At 64.8% G+C, this 20937-nt stretch carries 20 protein-coding genes; 10 read left to right on the top strand and 10 right to left on the bottom strand.

The genetic code is table 11. From position 1 onward, the window contains the following. Positions 1-34: 34 nt before the first annotated feature. Complete coding sequence (locus AVO45_RS17105) at positions 35-1363, bottom strand: adenylate/guanylate cyclase domain-containing protein (RefSeq protein ID WP_068349636.1); 1329 nt, start codon at positions 1361-1363, stop codon at positions 35-37. 201 nt (positions 1364-1564) lie between these two features. Further along, a complete protein-coding gene (locus AVO45_RS17100; protein WP_068349459.1) occupies positions 1565-3139 on the bottom strand; it encodes a 2-isopropylmalate synthase in 1575 nt (524 codons plus the stop codon). A 285-nt stretch (positions 3140-3424) separates the two neighbouring features. Here AVO45_RS17100 and AVO45_RS17095 point away from each other — a divergent pair, with 285 nt between their 5' ends. Beyond that, on the top strand, positions 3425-4090 hold the full coding sequence (locus AVO45_RS17095; RefSeq protein WP_068349635.1) for an SDR family NAD(P)-dependent oxidoreductase: 666 nt from the start codon (positions 3425-3427) through the stop codon (positions 4088-4090). Between the two features lie 4 nt (positions 4091-4094). Here the strand turns inward: AVO45_RS17095 and AVO45_RS17090 are convergent, their stop codons facing one another. Beyond that, on the bottom strand, positions 4095-5567 hold the full coding sequence (locus tag AVO45_RS17090; RefSeq protein ID WP_068349457.1) for an MORN repeat-containing protein: 1473 nt from the start codon (positions 5565-5567) through the stop codon (positions 4095-4097). A 158-nt stretch (positions 5568-5725) separates the two neighbouring features. Here AVO45_RS17090 and AVO45_RS17085 point away from each other — a divergent pair, with 158 nt between their 5' ends. The 3 genes from AVO45_RS17085 to AVO45_RS17075 all read left to right on the top strand — a co-directional run bounded on the left by AVO45_RS17085 (position 5726) and on the right by AVO45_RS17075 (position 9667). Further along, the gene (locus AVO45_RS17085; protein ID WP_068349455.1) at positions 5726-7384 is read left to right on the top strand and encodes an NAD+ synthase; all 1659 of its coding nucleotides are present in this window, start codon (positions 5726-5728) and stop codon (positions 7382-7384) included. A 362-nt stretch (positions 7385-7746) separates the two neighbouring features. Continuing rightward, the gene (locus tag AVO45_RS17080) at positions 7747-8166 is read left to right on the top strand and encodes a hypothetical protein (protein ID WP_205627906.1); all 420 of its coding nucleotides are present in this window, start codon (positions 7747-7749) and stop codon (positions 8164-8166) included. 169 nt (positions 8167-8335) lie between these two features. Next, entirely contained in the window at positions 8336-9667 is a 1332-nt protein-coding gene (locus AVO45_RS17075) for an NAD(P)/FAD-dependent oxidoreductase (RefSeq protein WP_068349452.1), read from the top strand. Between the two features lie 5 nt (positions 9668-9672). On the opposite strand, the gene AVO45_RS17070 is transcribed toward AVO45_RS17075, so the two are convergent. Then, positions 9673-10605, bottom strand: a complete 933-nt coding sequence (locus AVO45_RS17070; RefSeq protein ID WP_068349450.1) for an MBL fold metallo-hydrolase — start codon at positions 10603-10605, stop codon at positions 9673-9675. A gap of 157 nt (positions 10606-10762) precedes the next feature. On the opposite strand from AVO45_RS17070, the gene gltX reads away from it, so the two are divergent. Next, entirely contained in the window at positions 10763-12088 is a 1326-nt protein-coding gene (gene gltX, locus AVO45_RS17065) for a glutamate--tRNA ligase (RefSeq protein WP_068349449.1), read from the top strand. Positions 12089-12171: 83 nt separating this feature from the next. On the opposite strand, the gene AVO45_RS17060 is transcribed toward gltX, so the two are convergent. Further along, entirely contained in the window at positions 12172-12741 is a 570-nt protein-coding gene (locus AVO45_RS17060; protein WP_068349447.1) for a gamma-glutamylcyclotransferase family protein, read from the bottom strand. A 96-nt stretch (positions 12742-12837) separates the two neighbouring features. Between AVO45_RS17060 and AVO45_RS17055 the strand changes: the two genes are divergently transcribed. Continuing rightward, on the top strand, positions 12838-13302 hold the full coding sequence (locus tag AVO45_RS17055) for an RrF2 family transcriptional regulator (protein ID WP_068349633.1): 465 nt from the start codon (positions 12838-12840) through the stop codon (positions 13300-13302). On the opposite strand, the gene AVO45_RS17050 is transcribed toward AVO45_RS17055, so the two are convergent. Both AVO45_RS17050 and AVO45_RS17045 read right to left on the bottom strand, forming a co-directional pair. Further along, positions 13299-15827 (bottom strand): ABC transporter permease, encoded by a 2529-nt coding sequence (locus tag AVO45_RS17050; RefSeq protein ID WP_068349446.1) that lies wholly within the window; start codon positions 15825-15827, stop codon positions 13299-13301. The two genes, AVO45_RS17055 and AVO45_RS17050, sit on opposite strands and share 4 nt — an antisense overlap. Next, positions 15824-16519, bottom strand: coding sequence for an ABC transporter ATP-binding protein (locus AVO45_RS17045; protein WP_082688863.1), 696 nt, complete (start codon positions 16517-16519; stop codon positions 15824-15826). The genes AVO45_RS17050 and AVO45_RS17045 overlap by 4 nt, the downstream gene beginning before the upstream one ends. Positions 16520-16583: 64 nt before the next feature. Between AVO45_RS17045 and AVO45_RS17040 the strand changes: the two genes are divergently transcribed. Beyond that, positions 16584-17210 (top strand): arylesterase, encoded by a 627-nt coding sequence (locus AVO45_RS17040; protein WP_240482165.1) that lies wholly within the window; start codon positions 16584-16586, stop codon positions 17208-17210. 23 nt (positions 17211-17233) lie between these two features. On the opposite strand, the gene AVO45_RS17035 is transcribed toward AVO45_RS17040, so the two are convergent. Then, on the bottom strand, positions 17234-17710 hold the full coding sequence (locus AVO45_RS17035; protein WP_068349441.1) for a DUF4329 domain-containing protein: 477 nt from the start codon (positions 17708-17710) through the stop codon (positions 17234-17236). A gap of 107 nt (positions 17711-17817) precedes the next feature. Then, positions 17818-18375 carry a L,D-transpeptidase gene (locus AVO45_RS17030; protein WP_068349631.1) on the bottom strand — a complete coding sequence of 186 codons (558 nt, stop codon included), beginning with the start codon at positions 18373-18375 and terminating at the stop codon, positions 17818-17820. 198 nt (positions 18376-18573) lie between these two features. Here AVO45_RS17030 and trxC point away from each other — a divergent pair, with 198 nt between their 5' ends. Further along, positions 18574-18999: a thioredoxin TrxC gene (trxC, locus tag AVO45_RS17025; protein ID WP_068349439.1), complete on the top strand. Its 426-nt coding sequence runs from the start codon at positions 18574-18576 to the stop codon at positions 18997-18999. 30 nt (positions 19000-19029) lie between these two features. Here trxC and AVO45_RS17020 read toward each other — a convergent pair whose 3' ends face one another. After that, positions 19030-19236: a cold-shock protein gene (locus AVO45_RS17020; protein ID WP_068349438.1), complete on the bottom strand. Its 207-nt coding sequence runs from the start codon at positions 19234-19236 to the stop codon at positions 19030-19032. A gap of 463 nt (positions 19237-19699) precedes the next feature. Here AVO45_RS17020 and AVO45_RS17015 point away from each other — a divergent pair, with 463 nt between their 5' ends. Both AVO45_RS17015 and AVO45_RS17010 read left to right on the top strand, forming a co-directional pair. Then, on the top strand, positions 19700-20269 hold the full coding sequence (locus tag AVO45_RS17015) for a helix-turn-helix domain-containing protein (RefSeq protein WP_068349630.1): 570 nt from the start codon (positions 19700-19702) through the stop codon (positions 20267-20269). Further along, positions 20269-20892: a LysE family translocator gene (locus AVO45_RS17010; protein ID WP_068349436.1), complete on the top strand. Its 624-nt coding sequence runs from the start codon at positions 20269-20271 to the stop codon at positions 20890-20892. The genes AVO45_RS17015 and AVO45_RS17010 overlap by 1 nt, the downstream gene beginning before the upstream one ends. Positions 20893-20937 lie beyond the last annotated feature (45 nt).

Genomic DNA, 20937 nt, shown 5'->3' with positions numbered 1-20937 from the left:
ATGGCCTGTCGGGTTCAAAGGCGTTCTCGTGGCGTCAATCCGTCAAGGCAAACGGGGTCCATTTCCCTGGGATCCCACGAAGTTTCCTCGGTTCCAGCCTGTGAAATTCACGCTCTGACCCGAGGGTCAAGTCCTTGACGGTTTGCGAGGTCAGGATCTCATCAGGCGCGGCTTCGTGCATGAGACGCGCGGCCACATGTACGGTCGCGCCGCTCAAGTCCTGCCCCCGGATTTCGCATTCGCCCGTATGTACGCCGGTGCGACTTTGCAGGCCCAAACCTGCCACGTCCCGGCGCAGAGTCAGGGCGCATTCCAGCGCGCTTGTTGGCCCCCGGAATGACAGCAGGTAGCCGTCGCCGGTGTGTTTGACCGTCGTGCCGCCATATGCGCTGACGTGTCGCCGCACGGTGTGGTCGAGTTGCTCCAGCACACTGCGCCAACGTTCGTCTCCCATTCGCGCAAGATGTTCCGTCGAATCCACGAGATCGAGAAACACGAGCGTCAGAAGCGTTCGCTCGGTTGGGGTCGAAACCGTGTCGCCGGTCACGAAGGCACGGATTTCCGAAACCAGCCGGTCTTGATCGCCATACCAGGCAATGTGATCCTCGCCCGGCAATACGCGCAATTTTGCACCGGGGATGTGTTCGGCAAGGTATTTTGCATTCGCCAGATCGCACCAGTTTTCATTTTCGCGGTGCAGCACCAGCGTTGGTGCCCGGATGGAGGAAAGCACACTGCGAACGTCAATGTCATAATTCATTTCCGCCAGGTTGCGGAGGGCACGGGGGCTTGCGGCATAGCGAAAATAGGTGTCGAGCCAGCGCTGCGCCGCCGGATCGTCGGCAATGCTGGGCGCGCCGTCGATTCCCAGAAAGTGGCCGCCGGCATAGTTGGAAAAATACTCGATTGAGGCCTGCACTTCGTCGGGTTTCAGCCCGTGGGGGTAATCCGGAGCCCATCTGTAACGTGCACGGCACCCGAAGAGGATCAGATGGCTGACGCGCTCTGGATAGGTGGCTGAAAAGACGCATGAAATCGCGCCCCCTTCGGACATGCCGAAAATCGCCGCCCTGTCGGTTCCCACTGCATCCAGCACCGCGTTGATATCCTGCGAGCGCTCTTCGAGCGTGGGGTATCCCACGTCCCTGTCCGACATGCCAACGCCGCGCTTGTCAAAGAAAATCACCCGGGCGAACCGGCTTATCTTGGTCAGGAACCGCGCATAGTCGGGGCTTTCCCAAGCATATTCGATATGGGTCGCCCAGCCCTGTGCCCACAGCAGATCAATGGGTCCGTCTCCAAAGACCTGATAGGCTATGTGGATATCGCCTGCCTTCGCATATCGGGTTCGAGGCCGCTCCATCATTCCAAGATCGCGGGTTGCGTCACCTGGGTCAAGCGGCAGCTTGGATGGAACGGGCAGCTGGGCGGGGAAGGCAGACCGGCTGCGAAAAACCGGCTCCCGGTGGAGGGTGCAGGTCATCACTTCGTTTTCGGGATGCCCCGCGGGTCAGTTGGCACGAGCGGTCAATTGGTCAGGACCGCTCGCGCCCGTCTCAGCGGATCAGGTCAGATCCTTGTAGCTGATCTCGCGCGCATCCGCGCCCGGGCCGGCCTTTTCCCGCCGCACGATCAAGCGGTTCAGCGCGTTGATATAGGCCTTGGCGCTGGCCACCACGGTGTCGGTATTGGCCGACTGGCCGGTGGCGATCATGCCGTCCTCTTCCAGCCGGACCGAAACGGTGGCCTGCGCATCGGTGCCTTCGGTGACCGCGTGCACCTGGTAGAGCTGCAGATGCGCCGTGCTGGGATGCAGCTTGCGGATCGCCTTGAAGGTCGCATCCACCGGGCCGTCGCCCTGCTCGGTGGCGGTGACATCCTTGCCGTCGATCTCCATTTCCACGGTTGCTTCGGCCGGCCCGCCGGTGCCGCAGATGACCTTCATCGACACCAGTTGCAGGTGATCGTTCTCGGCATCCTCGCCCGAGCGCATCAGCGCGACGATATCGTCGTCGAACACCTCTTTCTTGCGGTCGGCCAGTTCCTTGAAGCGGATGAAGATGTCCTTGAGCTGGTTGTCGCCCACCTCGTAGCCGAGGTTGCTCAGCTTGTCGCGCAGCGCCGCGCGGCCGGAATGCTTGCCCAGCGGCAGCGAGGTGCCCGAAAGGCCCACGTCCTCGGGGCGCATGATCTCGAAGGTTTCCTTGTTCTTCAGCATCCCGTCCTGGTGGATGCCGCTTTCATGCGCAAAGGCGTTCTTGCCGACGATGGCCTTGTTGAACTGCACCGGAAAGCCCGACACGGTCGAGACGCGGCGCGAGATATGCATGATCTTGGTGGTGTCGATGCCTGTGTGCCACGGCATGATGTCGTTGCGCACCTTGAGCGCCATCACCACCTCTTCCAGCGCGGTGTTGCCGGCGCGCTCGCCCAGGCCGTTGACGGTGCATTCGATCTGCCGCGCGCCGCCCGCCACGGCGGCCAGCGCGTTGGCGGTCGCCATGCCCAGGTCGTTGTGGCAGTGGGTGGCGAAAACCACCTCGTCCGCGCCGGGCACGGTTTCGATCAGCCTGCGGATCAGGTCGGCCGATTCCACCGGCGCGGTATAGCCCACCGTGTCGGGAATGTTGATCGTGGTGGCGCCCGCCTTGATGGCGATCTCGATCACCCGGCACAGGTAGTCCCACTCGGTCCGGGTCGCATCCATCGGCGACCACTGCACGTTTTCGCACAGGTTGCGGGCATGGCTGACGGTCTCGTGGATCTTGTCGGCCATCTCGTCCATGGTCAGGTTCGGAATCGCCCGGTGCAGCGGAGAAGTGCCGATGAAGGTGTGAATCCGGTTCTTCTCGGCGTGTTTCACCGCCTCCCAGCAGCGGTCGATGTCGGCGAAATTGGCGCGGGCCAGGCCGCAGATGCGGGCGTTCTTGGCCCGCTTGGCGATCTCGCTCACCGCCTTGAAATCCCCCTCGGAGGCGATCGGGAAACCGGCCTCGATGATGTCGACGCCCATCTCGTCGAGCAACTCGGCGATCTCGAGCTTTTCGTCATGGGTCATGGTGGCGCCGGGGCTCTGTTCGCCGTCGCGGAGCGTGGTGTCAAAGATCAAGACGCGGTCTTGGTCGGTCGCATTGGTCATGTCGGTATCTTTCGTGTCTGTCCTAAAGCCATTTGGCGCGCAGGCGTCCTCCTCTGAGCGGGCGCGCCGGATGGCACGCTCAGAGGCGGATTAGGATCAGTAGGCCACGCAGGGACGCGCCACGGGCGGCGTCGAACGAGGGGATATCTGCGCGGTTGATCATGGGGCGAGGTTATACACCCCAAGCCGGGAATGAAAAGAAGGAAAATGCGCAAAGCGGTGATTTCGCGAAAGGATCGCCAAGCGGGATTGATCGCGCGGGCAACGCCGCTAGCTGAGGGGGTCATGAAGACAGCATTGATCCTGGGGAGCAGCGGCGGGATCGGTCGCGCCGTCAGCAACCGCCTGCTGGCGCGGTCGGTGCGTGTCTCGGGTCTGTCGCGCTCGGCCGACGGGTTCGATTTGACGCGGCCGGAAGTGGCTGAAGATATGCTCGGGCGTCTCGAAGGGCCATACGATCTTGTGCTCGTCGCCTCGGGCGCTCTTGAAATCGGCGGGGCGCAGCCGGAAAAGACCATCCGGGCGATTTCGGCAGAGGCGATGCTGGAGCAGTTCGCGTTGAACGCGGTGGGGCCGGCTTTGGCACTGAAACACGCGCACCGGTTGCTGCCGCGCAAGGGCAGGTCGGTCTTCGCGGTCCTGTCGGCGCGGGTCGGGTCGATCGGTGACAATCGGTTGGGGGGCTGGATCAGCTATCGCGCGGCCAAGGCGGCGGTGAACCAGATCGTGCATACCGCTGCGATCGAACTTGGCCGTACCCATCCCGACGCCATTTGCGTCGCCCTGCACCCCGGAACGGTCAAGACGCCGTTCACGCGGAAATACCTGGGGCGGCACCCGGCGGTCGAACCCGATGCGGCGGCCGGAAATCTACTGCGCGTCATCGACGGGCTGAGCGTCGATCAAACCGGTCAATTCTTCGACTGGGCGGGCCGGCCGATCCCTTGGTGACGGATTACCCGTCCGAGGTGGTGGGATCGGTGTTCTGCTCGGCCTCGGGCGCCTGCGGCTCGGACTCCGACGGTTCGGCCGCATCCTGATCGATCAGCGCGCCGTTTTCCCAGGTGCCCGTTTCCTGCTGGCCGCTGGCATAGCGCATCGTGCCTTCGCCCTGACGCTTGCCGTTGAGGAAATAGCCCTCGTAAACATCGCCGTTGGCATAGGTGGCCACGCCGCGTCCGGTGATGCGGCCTTCCTTCCACTCGCCGACGTATCTGAACCCGTCGGCCATGACGATTTCGCCCTGACCGTGGCGTTGGCCGTTCACGTATTCGCCGGTATAGACCGACCCGTCGGGATAGGTTGCCTTGCCCTGACCTTGCCGGATGCCATCGACCCAGTCGCCTTCGTAGCGGTAGCCGTCGGCATAGGTCATCACGCCCTTGCCGTGGTTGCGGGCGTTCTTGAACTGGCCCTTGTAGACGACGCCATTGGCATAGATCGCGGTGCCTTCGCCCTCGATCACGCCCGCGACCCAGCTGCCCTCGTAGCTGGAGCCGTCCGGATAGGTGATCTTGCCTTGCCCGTCCGCCAGATCGGCGCTCAACTCGCCGACATAGACCGACCCGTCGGGATAGGTCACCTCGCCCTCTCCCTCGATCTGTCCCTCGGACCAAGTGCCGGTATAGCGATAGCCGTCGGTTCCGATGAACGTCCCTTGGCCGTGGCGGCGGTCATCGGCGAACTCGCCTTCGTAGACGTCGCCATTCGCATAGATCACCTTGCCGGTGCCCTGGCGCTTTCCGCCGACCAACTGGCCTTCGTAGACGTCACCATTGGCCTGGGTCAGGCGGCCCGTGCCGGTGATCTGCCCTTCCACCCAGTCGCCGGTGTAGGTCATCCCGTCGGGCAGGGTGAGGGTGCCTTTCCCGTGGCGCTGGCCGGCAACGATGTCACCCTCGTAGACAGCCCCGTCCGGATAGGTGATCTTGCCCTTTCCCTGTTTCTGTCCGTTGACCCAGTCGCCTTCATAGCGATAGCCGCCGGGGCTGGTCATCACCCCCTTGCCGTGATGCTGGGCATTCACGAATCCGCCTTCATAGCGGACGCCGTTGGCATAGACGGCGACGCCGGTGCCGTTGATGACGCCGTCCTTCCACTCGCCTTCATAGGTGCCGCCATCGGCGAAGGTGATCTTGCCCACGCCTTCCGGTTTGCCCTTGGCGAATTCGCCTTCATAGACCGATCCGTTCGGGAACCGGGCGACCCCGTGGCCGCGGATCTCGCCTTCGACCCATTCGCCGGAATACTCATAGCCATTGGGAAGCCGGTAGGTGCCGATACCGTGCTGCAGGCCGTCCTTGAAGGTTCCTTCATAGACACCGCCCACTTCGTCCTCGGCGGTCAGAATCTGCCCCTGCTGGGCCCAGGCCGCACCCGCGGTCGTTCCCATGGCCACAATTGTGATCGTCTTGCAGATCCTGTTCATGGTTGCCCCTGTCTGCCCGGTTTGCATCGATTTCCTGACCAATAGCGCGAAATTAGGATACCGGCGATGGGGTAGCAACGTCTTTTGCCGCATTTGCCTTTTCCTCGCGCTGCGATCTGGTAAATGGCTTGGGAACCGACGAGGGCAAGAGGGGCACGATGGCCGACCGTTTCCGCATCACTCTGGCGCAGCTGAACCCCGTCATGGGCGATCTGGCGGGCAACGCGGACAAGGCGCTTGCCGCGTGGGAACAGGGGCGCGCGGCCGGGGCCGACCTGGTGGCCCTGCCCGAGATGTTCATCACCGGCTACAACACGCAGGATCTGGTGATGAAGCCTGCCTTTCACGACGCTGCGATCGCCACCGTCCGGGCGCTTGCCGAGCAATGCGCCGATGGTCCGGCGCTGGCGATCGGCGGCCCCTGGGTCGAGGACGGCAAGCTGTTCAATGCCTATCTGATCCTCAAGGGCGGCAAGATCGCCAGCAAGGTGCTAAAGCACCACCTGCCCAACGAAACGGTCTTCGACGAGATGCGCCTGTTCGACGCCGGGCCGCTGGGCGGCCCCTATGCCGTCGGCAACACCCGCATCGGCAGCCCGATCTGCGAGGACGCCTGGCACGAGGACGTGGCCGAGACCCTGGCCGAGACCGGGGCCGAGTTCCTGCTGGTTCCCAACGGATCGCCCTATTTCCGCAACAAGCAGGACATGCGGCTGAACTACATGGTGGCGCGGGTGGTCGAGACCGGACTGCCGCTGATCTACCTGAACATGGTCGGCGGGCAGGACGATCAGGTCTTTGACGGCGGCACCTTCGCGCTCAACCCGGGGGGCGAACTGGCTTTCCGGATGCCGGTGTTCGACGAGGCCGTCGCCCATCTCGACCTCGAGCGCGGCGACGACGGCTGGCGGACCGTGCCGGGCGAGATCGCGCCGCAGCCCGACGAATGGGAGCAGGACTATCGCGCGATGGTGCAGTCCCTGCGCGACTACATGGGCAAGACCGGGTTCGGAAAGGCGGTGCTGGGGCTTTCGGGCGGCGTGGATTCGGCGCTGGTCGCGGCGATTGCCGTCGACGCGCTGGGCGCGGACAACGTGCGCTGCGTCATGCTGCCCTCGGAATATACCAGCCAGTCCTCTCTGGACGATGCCGAGGCCGTCGCCAGGGCGCTGGGCGTGCGATACGATTATGTGCCGATCTCGGAAAGCCGTGCCGCGGTCACCGACACGCTGGCCCCCCTGTTCGCGGGGCGCGAGGCGGACCTGACCGAGGAAAACATCCAGTCCCGCCTGCGCGGCCTGTTGCTGATGGCGATCTCGAACAAGTTCGGCGAGATGCTGCTGACCACCGGCAACAAGTCCGAGGTCGCGGTGGGCTATGCCACGATCTATGGCGACATGAATGGCGGCTACAACCCGATCAAGGACCTCTACAAGACTCGCGTATTCGAAACCTGCCGCTGGCGCAATGCCAATCACCGCGACTGGATGATGGGGCCTGCAGGCGAGGTGATCCGGCCCTCGGTGATCGACAAGCCCCCCAGCGCCGAGTTGCGCGAAGATCAGAAGGACAGCGACAGCCTGCCGGATTACCCCGTTCTGGATGCCATCCTGGAGATCCTGGTCGATCGGGACGGCTCGATTGCCGACTGCGTGGCCGCCGGTTTCGACAGGGCCGTGGCGAAAAGGGTGGAGCATCTGCTCTATGTCAGCGAATACAAACGCTTCCAGTCGGCGCCGGGCACCCGGCTCACGCAGCGTTCGTTCTGGCTGGACCGGCGCTATCCCATCGTCAACCGGTGGCGCGACCCTTCGTGATGGCGCAAAATTGGCCTGTCTTTGCCTTAGTTTTGCCATAGATGAGGCGAAGATGGCCCATTAAGGGCGGAATCGCCAAGGTCGATACAGGTTTCCTGTCGAGCAGCTCGTAGCCCCCGTATTCACGGTGGCTTGGTATTCCGCTGGAATGTCAGTGAGTGTGTGTCATGGTTGATCGTGTTGGTTCGTGTGGAACGAAAAGGCAGGCAAAACGGTCAGAAGACCCTTCAAGGCATGAGACAGCAGGCTGCGATGTCGAAGCGACCATTCATGCGGTTCTCGGCGGAGAGCTGAATCAGCCCACCAGCGCGAAAAGAGGCACCGGTGCAAGTCCGGACCAGCCCGTTCAGGGAGGAGCGGTGTTGCTGACTCGGCCATCGTTGGCCGATGTGAAGCGGTTGGGGCCGACCCGGCGACAAGTCGCCTTCGCGGTCGTGGCACTGGTGGTGTTTCTCTGGCCGCTGCAGGTGATTTCGATTTTTCTGCTGACCGTCATTGCGCTGCTTGTCAGCTACTGGACGCTTGGCCATGAGCGCTCGGCCGAAGTGGGTGAACAGGCGATGGGCTGGTTGCAGGCCCGCTACCCGGCGGCGGCGTCGAGACTGCGGCAGGGCATGGCGCGCTATGGCCGTGCCGCCTGCGCACTTGTAGAGAGATTGCCCGAGCGCTGGACCGAGGGCCTCTACCTGCCCGATTTCGAGCCCCCCGCGGAACCACCGGAGAAAATGCAGCTGGACCCCTTTGAGCGGCTGTTGAAAGACAGGCAGAAAGGCGCCAAGTGAGCCGCGCCTGTCGCCGCGCCGGCCCGGTTCGTTCATGAGAACGACCGGTCTGCGTTGACCGAGTTGCCACAATCGCGGTTCGACTGTTCCTCCAGCCAGCAATTCACTTTTCACCGGCTCGATCCGGCGACATCAATAGATTGAAACCGGAGCAGCGAGCAGGACATTCATGCCAGGCCCAAAGCCGGATCCAGTCGAGCCGGATCTGTCTCTGCCCAAGCGGGTCGATGTGGTGATCGTCGGAGGCGGCATCATCGGCGCAGCCTCTGCATTGGAGCTGGCCGAGCGCGGCGTTTCGGTTCTGCTGTGCGAAAAGGGGCAGATCGCCGCCGAGCAGAGTTCGCGCAACTGGGGCTGGGTTCGGCTGGGCATGCGCGACCCCCGCGAGATTCCCCTGATGCTGGACTCGATCCGAATCTGGCAGGGGCTGGACGCCCGACTGGGGCGCAGAACCGGCTATGTGCAATCCGGCATCGTGTTCGGGGCGTCAGGGAAAAGATCGCAACGCAATCTCGAACGGTGGCTTGCCAATCTCGACGGCCTTCAGACCGGCGCCCGGATGTTGTCCCGTGCAGATATCGCCTCGGTCCTGCCCGGCGGGCAGTTGAAGCTGGACGCGGCGCTGCACACCCCGATGGATGGCCGGGCAGAGCCGCAATGGGCAGCGCCGGCAATCGCCGAAGGCGCGCGGGACCGCGGCGCGGCGGTGATGACGAACTGCGCCGTGCGCAGCGTCGATGTCCAGGCGGGCCGCATCGCCGGGGTTTACACCGAGCGTGGGCGGGTGGCCTGTGATCAGGTCGTGCTGGCAGGCGGGGCATGGTCAAGGCTGTTTGCCGGAAACGCAGGTCTATTCCTGCCGCAGCTCAAGGTTCTGAACACGGTCATGCGAACCTCTCCGGTCAGGGACGGCCCGGAAGCCGCCTTGTGGTCGGACGATTTCGCGATCCGAAAGCGGGCTGATGGGGGCTATGTGATCGCCTCGGGGCACGAGAACATCGTGGACATCGTGCCCGACAGCTTTCGCCTGGCATCGCGCTTCTTGCCCGCCTTCGCGCAGGACTGGCGGTCGCTCAGGTTCCGCCTGTCGCGGCGATGGGCCGAAGAGGCCCGGCAGGACCGCAGCTGGCTGCCGACCGATGTCACGCCGTTCGAACTGTGTCGGGTTCTGGATCCCGAGCCCTCCGCCAGGGTCCTGCGCAAGGCATGGGCGGATGCGCGGTGGGTGTTTCCCGCGCTGGAACAGGCCGAGATCGTGCAAAGCTGGGCGGGCATGATCGACGTGACGCCCGACGCCATTCCTGTGATTTCGCCCGTTGACGATCTGCCGGGCATGGTCATCGCCACCGGGTTTTCGGGCCATGGCTTTGGCATAGGGCCGGGGGCTGGCCGGCTGGTGGCCGACCTTGTCACGCAAGGAACGCCTTGCGTCGATCCGACAGCCTTTCGCCTGTCCCGCTTCACCGATGGATCGAAGGTGCGGCCGGACCCGGGTTACTGATCGCCTCAACCCATCATCTGGTAGCTGACCGGCACAAAGCGGAAACCGTCCCCGCGTGTCTCGACAAATCCGGCTGCGGGGAAGGGCATGTGATATCCGATCATCGGCACCTTGTCGGCCGCCAACATGCCCAGCACCTTGCGCCGCGCTGCGGTCGCCTGGGCCTTGTCCATGTCGAACTTGACCTCCCATTCGGGGTGCGCGAAGGACCAGACGTAATGGTTGGCCAGGTCCGCGGTCAGGATCAGCCGCTGGCCGCCGCTTTCCAGATGATAGACCATGTGCCCCGGTGTGTGGCCAAAGGCCGCCATGGCGGTCACGCCCGATGCGACTTGGCCGCCATCCTCGATGAAGGACATCTTGTCGGCGAACGGCGTGACCTTGGCGGCCACCATGTCGCCGACGCGGTTGCCTTCCTCCTGCGCCGACCAGAAATCATATTCTGCGGCGGCCGTGACATAGCGCGCGTTGGGGAAGGTCGGCGCATCCTTCGTCGTCATGCCTCCGATATGGTCCGGGTGCATATGCGTCAGCACGACGATGTCGATGTCCTCGGGGCTGACGCCCGCACCGGCCAGAGCCGTCTGAATGCCGCCCTTGCCCAGCCCCGTATCGAACAGGATCAGGTCGGAGCCGGTGTTGAGGAGCGTCGGAGTGAAATAGAACTGCGCCTTGTCGGCCGGGATGAAATTCTCGGCCGAGACCTTGGCGAAGTCCTCGTCCGACGCGCCGCCGCCGAAGATCTCCTTGGCGCCGTCCCGCGGCAGGCTGCCATCCAGCAGCGTGGTGACCGAAAACTCGCCCAGGCGAAAGGTTCTTGCTACCGCCGTGTTGGCCTTGGTTTCGGACCCGGCGGCCAGAGCCGGGGCTGCGACCGATGCAAATGGCAAGGCCGCAGCGGCCCCCAGAGCGGCCCGGCGTGTCAGTTTCGACGTCATTGCAAAAATCTCCCTGTCACCATGTCTGTGGCGTACCGACATAGGCCGGTGTGAAATCATTGCCACTCTGTCACGGTATGGCCTTGGCCGGGCCTGACAGCCGCCGCTGGACAAAAACGCGCCCATGTGACAAGAGCCGCGGCAACAGGAGACACCCATGACCACCACCCGTTTCGCCCCGTCGCCCACCGGTTACATTCACGTGGGCAACCTGCGCACCGCGCTGATGAACTATCTGATCGCCCGCAAGGCCGGCGGCACCTTCATCCTGCGCATCGACGACACCGACCCCGAGCGGTCGAAAGAGGAATATGTCGATGCGATCAAGCAGGACCTGGAATGGCTGGGCCTGCATTGGGACCGGATCGAGCGCCAGTCCGAGCGGCTGGACCGCTATGCCGCGGCCGCCGACAAGCTGCGCGAGATCGGCCGGTTCTACGAGGCGTTCGAAACCCCGACCGAACTGGACCTCAAGCGCAAGAAGCAGCTGAACATGGGCAAGCCGCCGGTCTATGACCGCGCCGCGCTGAACCTGTCGGACGCCGAGAAAGAGGCGCTGCGGGCCGAGCGCGGGAACGGCGTGTGGCGTTTCAAGCTGGATCACGAGCGGATCGAATGGAAAGACGGCATCCTGGGGGACGTGTCGATCGATGCGGCCTCGGTGTCGGACCCGGTGCTGATCCGGGGCGACGGGCAGGTGCTGTACACGCTGGCCTCGGTGGTGGACGATACCGAGATGGGCGTGACGGACGTGGTGCGCGGCGCCGACCATGTCACCAACACCGCGACCCAGATCCAGATTATCAAGGCGCTGGGCGGCAATGTTCCGAACTTTGCGCACCATTCACTGCTGACCGGCCCGCAGGGCGAGGCGCTGTCCAAGCGTCTGGGCACCCTGTCGCTGCGCGACCTGCGCGAACAGGGTGTGCAGCCGATGGCGCTGCTCAGCCTGATGGCGCGGCTGGGCTCGTCGGACCCGGTCGAGTTGCGCACGGACATGGCCGAGCTGATCGAAGGCTTTGACGTGACGCGTTTCGGCGCGGCGCCGACCAAGTTCGACGTGCAGGATCTGTTCCCGCTGACGGCGAGGTATCTGCAGACGCTGCCGCTGGAGGAGGTGGCCGACGCGGTTGCCGAGGCTGGCGTTCCGGCGGAGCTGGCCGAGCCGTTCTGGAACATGGCGCGCGAGAACATCACCACGCTGAACGACCTGAAGGGCTGGTGGGAGCTGTGCCGCGACGGCGCCGAGCCGCTGATCGACGACGAAGACCGCGAATTCGTCGCGCAGGCGATGGAATTGCTACCCGATGGGCCGTTCGACGGCGAGACGTGGGGCAAGTGGACGGCGGCCGTGAAAGAGGCCACCGGCCGCAAGGGCAAGGGCCTATTCATGCCGCTGCGCAAGGCGCTGACCGGCATGGAGCGCGGCCCCGAGATGGCGGCCCTGCTGCCGCTGCTGCAGGTGATCCGCGCCCGCAAGTGAGGAAACGCGCCTGCGGCGCGTGCCTTCGGCGAGAGTATTTGGAAAAAGATGAAGGGGCGGCTGCCGGTGGCGGCCGCCCTTTCTCATGTATGTTCAATGATTCTCGCGCCGATGCGGGCCAGCCGGTCATCGACCAGCGCGGTTTCCTCGGGCTTGAGCTGCTGGTGGCGCGGATAGCGGGGCGCGGCGCGGTCGTTCAGGATCGGGGCCTCCCACCCGTCGGTGGTCGCGAAGAAGCGATCCACTCCGTCAGGTCCGAATATGCGCAAATAGCCCTGGATCACCACGTCGATGTAGCTCAGCAGGATCGGATAGCTGTCTGTTGGGTCGTTGTGGCGGTGTTCCGGCACGGCGTAGACGGCGATTTCCGCCTCATGCTTCAGGGTATGTCGTACCGCCTGCGTGGCGGACACCCGGTCATAGGCCCATTCCCGTTCATCCAGCGCCGCCCAGTCGTTCCTTGGCACATGCGCGATCATCCCCTCGATCTCGCTGTGCGGGTCGGGAATCGCCGTCAGGAAGGCGACGGGCCGCAGGTCGGTGTGCCGCCAGGCCCGGCGCCAGCCCCGCAAGCGGGCCGGCTGCGGATCGGGAAAGTCGTGGGTGGCCAGATTTACGAGGCTGCCATAGCCGAAGAAATAGGGCTCTGCCATGAGTTCCGCTGTCCCAGAATGCAATTGATGTATGTCAAACAGCCTTTTTGAGCCTTGTGCAATAAGATTGCATCGCGAAACTCGGGGAGGATGCTCATGCGCATCACCAAAAGGACGAATATCGCCGTGCGGCTGTTGATGTACTGCGCCGCTCACCAGGACCGGCTGGTCACGAAAGCCGAGATCGCCGAGGTCTGCAACATCTCGGAGAACCACCTGGCGCAGGTGATCAACCAGTTGAGCCAGCTTGGCTATCTGAGCACGCAACGCGGGCGGAATGGCGGCATGGAACTGGCGCGGCCCGCCGACCGGATCCGGATCGGAGACGTGTTCCGCCACGTGGAAGGCGGCCTGCCCATTGCCGAATGCTTTGCGGATGCCGACAATTCCTGTCCGCTGACCGATGCCTGCCGGTTGAAGGTGGCGTTGCAGGATGCGGCACAGGCCTTCTTCGCCTCGCTGGACGAAATCACGCTCGATGCGCTGGTCTGCGACAATGCCGAGCTTATCAGCATCCTGCAGCCCGTTACCTGCAATCGCGAACTGCAGCCCGTCGCCTAGTCGTTGGCGCGTAGAATCCGGGCGGGTCGCACCGCAAGCGGGCGCCAGGCAAACAGCAGCCCCGCGCCCAGCGTGACGGTGATTCCGGCAAGGATGATGGCCAGCGCCGACGGCCAGATGACGGTGAAGCCGGTATCGAACACATAGGTCGCGACGGCCCAGCCGCCCAGCAACCCGGTGGCGAGGGCCACGGCGCCGGCGGCCGCGCCCAGAAGTGCGGCACGCAGGGCAAAGCTCAGCAGGATGCGGCGACGCTCGGCCCCGAGCGTCTTGAGAATGGCGGCCTCGTATTGCCGGGCGGTTTCGCCGGCCGCGGCGGCGCCGATCAGCACCAGAAATCCGGTCAGCAGCGAGACCCCGGCCCCATAGGAGGTAGCGGCGGCAAGTCCGGCCAGCAGCTCCGACACCCGATCGATGGCGTCACGCACGCGGATCGCGGTGATGTTGGGAAAGCGTTCCGCCAGATCCCGCAATATGGCGGCCTCGGCCTCTTCCTCGGCATAGACGGTGGCGATGAAGCTGTGCGGCGCCCCGGCCAGCGCGGCGGGGTTCATCGCCAGGACGAAACCCATGCCGGCGGTCGAGAAATCCACTTCGCGGAACGAGGCGATCGTGGCGGTGATGTCGCGCCCAAGGATGTTGATGGTCAGCGTGTCCCCGAGCTTGAGCCCCATCTCTTCGGCTTCTTCCGCCGCAAAACTGATCAGCGGCGGCCCGGAATAGCCCTTGGGCCACCATTCGCCCGCGGTCAGGCGGGTTCTGTCCGGCAGGTCCTCGGAATAGGTGACGCCGCGATCGCCCTGAACGACCCAGTGGTTGCCCGCGACCTCGCGGGCCGGGCGGCCATTGATCCGGGTGATGACCCCGCGCAGCATCGGTGCGCTGTCCACTCGGCTGACCGCCGGGTCCGTGTCCAGGCGTTCGGAAAAGTCCGGCATCTGGTCTTTCTGGATGTCGACAAAGAAATATGACGGGGCGATATCCGGCAGGTTCCCGGAAATCGCCTGCCGCAGGTTGCCGTCGATCTGCCCGACCGACGCCAGCACCGACAGCCCCAGTCCCAGCGACAGCACCACCGAGGCCGCGCCTTCGCGGGGGCCGGAAATGGCGGCGAGCGCCCAGCGCAGCGCCGGCCGGCCGCGTGACACCGTCGCGCCTGCGCGGGCGAGGGCGCGCACCAGCAGGGCGGACAAGGCCAGCAGCGCCAGGGCGCCGGCAATGCCGCCCGTCGTCCAGAGGGTCAGCCATGACGAGCCGCTGAACCATGCCGCGGCGCCCACCAGCAGCGCCGCGCCCAACGCGGCCAAAAGGACATAGCGGGCGCGGGGAAAGTAGCCGGCCGATGACAGCGCATCGCGAAACAGGGTGGCGGCGCGGATGTCCTCGGTGCGGGCGAGCGGCCAGAGCGTGAAAAGAAAGGCGGTGAGAAAGCCGTAGAGCGCGGCCTCTGCCAGCGGTGCCGGATAGAGGGTGAACACGGCCGGGACCGGCAGTCGCGCTTCGATCAGCGGGGCCAGCAGGACCGGGGTGATGCCGCCCAGCGTCAGGCCCAGCAAAATGCCGAAGGCAGACAGGACCCCGATCTGAAGGAAATAGGTCTGGAAGATCGTCGCGCGATCCGCCCCCAGCGTGCGCAGGGTGGCGATGGTGCCGGTCTTCCCCGACAGGTAGGCCCGGACAGCCGCCGACACGCCGACGCCTCCCACCGCCAGCCCCGACAGGCCGACGAGGATCAGAAAGGCGCCCAGCCGTTCGACGAATTCCGAGATGCCGGGGGCGCCGTTGCGGGCATCGGTCCAGCGCATGCCGGTGCCTTCGAACCGGCGGCGGGCCTGGGTCGCGGTTTCGGCTAGGGTTCCGTCATCGGGCAGGTCCAGACGGTACTTGGTGGAAAACAGCGTGCCCGGGGCCAAAAGGCCCGAATCGGCAAGGTCCGCCGTTCTGACAAGCGTGCGGGGCCCCAGCGCAAAGCCGTCCGCGGCCCCGTCCGGCTCGTGGGTGAGTACCGCCATCAAAACGAAGCTCTGGGTGCCCAGCCGGAACCGGTCGCCGGGGGACAGGCCCATCCTGTCCACCAGAACCCGCTCCATCACCGCGCCGGGCAGACCGCCCGATCCGGCAATTGCCTGTTCCAGCGGCATGTCCGGCTCCAGTCCGACCGAACCCACCAGCGGATAGATGGAATCCACCGCCTTGACCTGGGTCAGCGCGCGTTCGGCGTTGCCCTGTCTGTCGGTCACGGCCATGGACCGGAAATCCACCACTTCCGAGATCGCCAGCGCGGCGTTGTCCATCCATTCCCGTTCGTCCTCGGAGGCGAAACGGTAGGTGAACTCCATCTCGGCGTCGCCGCCCAGCAGGGCCGCCCCCTCCTGCCGCAGACCGGCCTCGATGGCAGAGCGGACCGAGCCGACCGCCGCGATGGCGGCCACCCCCAGCGCGAGGCAGGCCAGGAAGATGCGAAAGCCGCGCAGGCCTCCGCGCAGTTCGCGGCGGGCGAGGCGGGCGGCCAGCGGCAGGCTCATTCGGCGGCCTCGCGCGCCATTTCCTCGGCCAGTTGCCCGTCGCGCAGGCGGATCACCCGGTCGCAGCGGCGGGCGAGTTCCTGGCTGTGGGTGACCAGCACCAGCGTCGCCCCGTGCCGGTCGCGCAGGCCGAACAGAATGTCGATGATCGCGGCGCCGTTGGCCTCGTCCAGATTGCCGGTGGGCTCGTCCGCCAGCAGGATCTTCGGCCGCGGCGCCGATGCGCGGGCCAGTGCCACCCGCTGCTGTTCGCCGCCGGACAGCTGCGCCGGATAGTGGCCCGACCGATGCGACAGGCCGACCGCCTCCAACTCGGCCTCGGCGCGGGCGAATGCGTCCCGGTGCCCGGCCAGTTCCAAAGGCGTCGCCACGTTTTCCAGTGCCGTCATCGTCGGGATCAGGTGAAAGTTCTGGAATACGACGCCCATGTTGTCGCGCCGGAACCGCGCCAGCGCGTCCTCGTCCATCCGGGTCAGGTCCTGGCCCAGCGCCACGACGCTGCCGCCCGTCACCTGTTCCAGCCCGCCCATCAGCATCAGCAGCGAGGACTTGCCCGAACCCGACGGCCCGACGAGGCCCAGCGTCTCTCCCCTGTTCACAGACAGGGAAATATTGCGCAGGATATCGACGCGCCCGGCATTGCCTTCCAGGGACAAAGCGGCATCTTGAAGGGTGAGCACGGGGGTCGGCATGGGCAGATCCTTCGAAACGGGTAGGATTGGATATGGAGCGGTCGTCGCCATGCGCAAGGTTTTGATGTCAGTCGCATTTGCCTGTTGCGGTTTTGCCGCTGCGGCGGAAACCGTGGCCATCGCGGCCTTGGGGGATTCCCTGACGCAGGGTTATGGCCTTATCGAACAGGAGGGCTTCGTGCCGCAGATGCGCCAGTGGCTTGCGGCGCAGGGCGCCGATGTCCGCCTGATCAACGCGGGCGTGTCCGGCGACACCACGGCGGGCGGTGCCGCGCGGGTCGAATGGACGCTGACACCGGACGTGGACGGGATGATCGTGGCGCTGGGCGGCAACGACGTGCTGCGCGGAATTGATCCGGCGGTGTCGCGGGCCAATCTGGATGCCATCCTGACCGCGGCCGACAAGGCAGGTGTCGAGGTTCTGCTGGTCGGCATGGAGGCGCCGGGGAACTACGGCCCCGAATACAAGGCCGCTTTCGATGCGATCTATCCGGAACTGGCCGCAGCGCACGGCGCGCTGTACGCGGGCAGTTTCTTTGCCGGCCTGAACGCCGAAGGCGACCCGGATGCGGCGCGGGCCCTGATGCAGTCCGACGGCATTCACCCCAACGCCAAAGGGGTCACGCGGATCGTCGAGAATCTGGGGCCCTGGGTTCTGAAGCTGGTCGAGCGTGCCGCGCAGGGGCAGTAGGCCCGTCCTGCACCCCAAACCGCTCAGTGGAACAGTTCCAGCGCCTCAAGGTCGCTGACAGTGTAGAAGCTCGAGATGATCCCGTCGTCGCCGGGGCGAAAGTCGGGATCCTGGGGCAGGCAGCCCAGCCCGCAGATCTGATAGGCGATCATGGCCGCGCCATCGATGAACCACAGGCGGCCGCCCGGCGTTGCGACATAGCCATCGACGCCCTCCGCATTGTCAGCCTCGATATCCAGCACGGTTGGAAACTCGGCCGGAACGAACGGGTCATAGGCGCCGTGGGTGTGCAGAGAGGCAAGCGGCGTGAACCCGTCCGGCGGGCTGGGCGGCGTGCAGCCGTCCCAGTCTCCCCGGGCCATTTCGGTAAAGATCATCTCACCTTGGGCAGATCGGCCCAGGTAACCGCAATATTCGAAACCGACCGCAAACGAGAGCAGCTGGATCGGCGCGAACCGTTTCTTCACGGCTGCGATCTGGGCCTCGGGCGGGACCCGCACCGGATCGGAAAGCCCCTGACCTGCAAGACAGAGGCTGCAAAGGACCGAGGTCAGAGCCGGCCTGCCGAGGGAAGGAAGAGTATCCTGAAACAACGTATCCCGATCCGCTAGACGACGGTGACGACCGTTCCGATGGGCACCCGCTCGTACAGGTCGATCACATGCTCGTTCAGCATGCGGATGCAGCCATTCGACACCGCCCGCCCGATCGTCTCCGGCTGAATCGTTCCGTGGATGCGGAAGAACGTGTCCCTGCCGTTCTGGAACAGATACAGGGCGCGTGCGCCCAGAGGATTGTCCGGCCCGCCGGGCTGAACGTAATCGTTGTTGGCGAAACGGGCATAGGTGACCGGATCGCGCTCGATCATCTCTTCGGTCGGACGCCATGTCGGCCATTCCTTCTTGACGTCGATGGTTGCGGTGCCGCGGAATTCCAGCCCCGCCTTGCCGACGCCGCAACCATAGCGGATCGCCTTGCGGGGTTCGGTCACGAAATACAGGTAGAACGAGCGCGGCGCGACCAGCAGGTGCCCGGGCTGGAACTGCTTCTTGATCCGGACAAATTGCGGCGTGGGGTCGTATTCTTCCGCCTTCTTGGCCAGCGATGCCCCCGGCAAGGCACTGGCGGCCGCCGATGCGGCAAGAAATCTGCGGCGTGTAATCATTTCCATTCCAACCAATATCCCAACAAATGCCTGGGTATTTTCTGTCGGACAGCCAGGCGGGTCAATGCGACCGGCGGGAATAACCGAATTGTGAAGCGCCGCGGCCACTGACCTCCGGCGGTTTTGCGTGCGCGGGTTATTGTCCCGTCAGTGTGCCGCGACTATATACATTCCGAAAACTGAATATGGAGTGCCGGAATGGGTGACAAGACATTGACCTGCCTGAAATGCGGCCAACTCAACCGGGTGCCCGAAGCCAGGTTGGGCGCGGGGCCGAAATGCGGCGCGTGCGGAACCGCCTTGGTACATGGCGACGCGGTGGACGTGGATCCCGCGATTCTGGAAAAGGCTGCAAAGAACGATGACCTGCCGCTGGTGGTCGATTTCTGGGCCCCGTGGTGCGGGCCGTGTCGGATGATGGCGCCGGAATATTCCAAGGCTGCGGCGAAACTGGCCGGTCAGGCCCGTCTGGTGAAACTGGATACGCAGAAATATCAGTCGACCGGTGCGCGCTACCGGATCCGGGGCATTCCCACCATGGTCGCCTTCGAACGCGGGCGCGAGGCAAAACGCCAGTCCGGCGCGATGCGCGAAGGTCAGATTGTCGGCTGGGTAAAAGGATAGGGCGGGGAAATTCCCCGCCCTTTCGCCATCTTATGCGACGGCGATGTTGTCTGCGCTTTCGCGGCCGTCCCGGCCCGAGCGGAGGTCATAGGTGACCTTCTGGTTGTCGGCCAGACCGGTCAGACCGGCGCGTTCCACGGCCGAGATGTGCACGAACACGTCCTTGCCGCCGTCTTCGGGCGCGATGAAGCCATAGCCTTTGGTGGTGTTGAACCATTTTACGGTGCCTGCGGGCATTCCGTGTCTCCTTTAATTGTTGCTGCCCACGGTATTGCGGCAGCCCGGCGTCGTTGTCTGTATCGATAGACTGAACGCCGGAAACGGAGACAGTAGGTCGAAATAGAATAACGGTAGCGCCAATGGATATGGCACTGACGACGCTTCATGACAAGGGGCAAGCGGTTTTGCCTGTCAGGTGGCGGTTTTCGGCCGGGGTGTCCGTGTTGTGAAAACCCGGTGCGGCATGGGTTTCTCCCGCCGCCCCTTGCCAAGACCCGGGACACCGATTCGGCCCGGCGCATCCGGGCTGCGCCGCCGTGGCATGAGCGGAGGGCGAGTCGCGGCAACCACGCGAAATCGCACGCAAAGCAGGCAAAGACACGACGCGTGCTCCGCGGTGGTGAAAAAATGCTTGGAAATTTCACGGATTCGAGTCATCGTGAAAATCGAGGAGAAAATTTCACGACGGACGGAGGAACCGGTGAACAGCAACGCCCCGCACAGCGCGACGCTCGGCGCCGACATCCGCGCCCTGCGCAAGGCGCGGGGGCTGACGCTGTCCGAGATCGCCACCCGGCTCGACCGCTCTGTCGGCTGGCTCAGCCAGGTCGAGCGCGACATGTCCGAACCGTCGATCTCGGACCTGCGTCAGATTGCCGAGTGTCTCGGCGTGCCGATGTCGATGCTGTTTGCCCACTCCGCCGCGCCGGCTGAGGAACAGGGCTACGTGGTGCGCGCGGGTGCCCGCCGCCCGATGGGCTCGGGCGAGGAAGGGCTGATCGAGGAACTGCTCTCGCCCGATCTGACAGACGATTTCGAGATGGTGCATTCGACCTTTCAGCCCCGCTCGCGGATGCAGACCCCGGCCGACCGACCCACGCAGGAGGTGGGCTACATGATCTCGGGCCGCCTCGACCTGACGATCGGCGGGCGCAGCTTCACCGTCGGGCCGGGCGACAGTTTCCGCATCAAGCACGAACCCTATCACTGGGCGAATCCCTATGACGAGCCCGCCGTGGCCATCTGGGTCATCGCCCCGCCGGTATACTGATGAGCTTCGAGGCCTGGACCATATTCGCACTGTTCTGGGTGGTGTTCGTCACCACGCCGGGGCCGAACGCGGTCAACTGCATCTCGAACGAGATGAGCCTGCCCTTTCCCAAGGCGATGCTCGGCGTGCTGGCGATCCTGACCCAGGCCAGCGCCTTCCTGATCCTCTCGGCGCTGGGGGTGACGGCCCTGATCGCGGCCTCGCCCACCGGGTTCTTCATCGCCAAGCTGATCGGGGCGGGGTTCCTGATCTATGTCGGCGTGCGCGGCTGGATGAACGCCGGCCAGCCCGCCCCCGCCGCCGAACGACCGGCGCGGCATGTCTATCTGCACGCGCTGGCGGTGGCGACGATCAACCCCAAAAGCGTCGCGGGCTATCTGGCCGCGTTTTCTCAATTCGTGCAGCCGGACGTTCCGATCTGGCAGCAGATGGCGGTCATCATGCCGACCGCGCTGACCATCACCACGCTCAGCTACACGGGCTTCACCCTGCTGGGCGCGCTGATGGGCAAGGCGGCGCTGGGGGCCGTGTTCAACACATGGGTGCGCCGGGTCATGGCCACCTGTTTCATCATCTACGGGGTCTTGCTGGGCACCAGCGCGACCCCGGCGGGAAAAACGTAATGCCGGTCGCGGCAGGGATCTGCCTTCGCGGCAAATAGACAGGGA

The sequence above is a fragment of the Ruegeria marisrubri genome (assembly GCF_001507595.1).
GTDB lineage: Bacteria > Pseudomonadota > Alphaproteobacteria > Rhodobacterales > Rhodobacteraceae > Ruegeria > Ruegeria marisrubri.
This window is presented reverse-complemented; position numbering and strand designations above follow the sequence as displayed.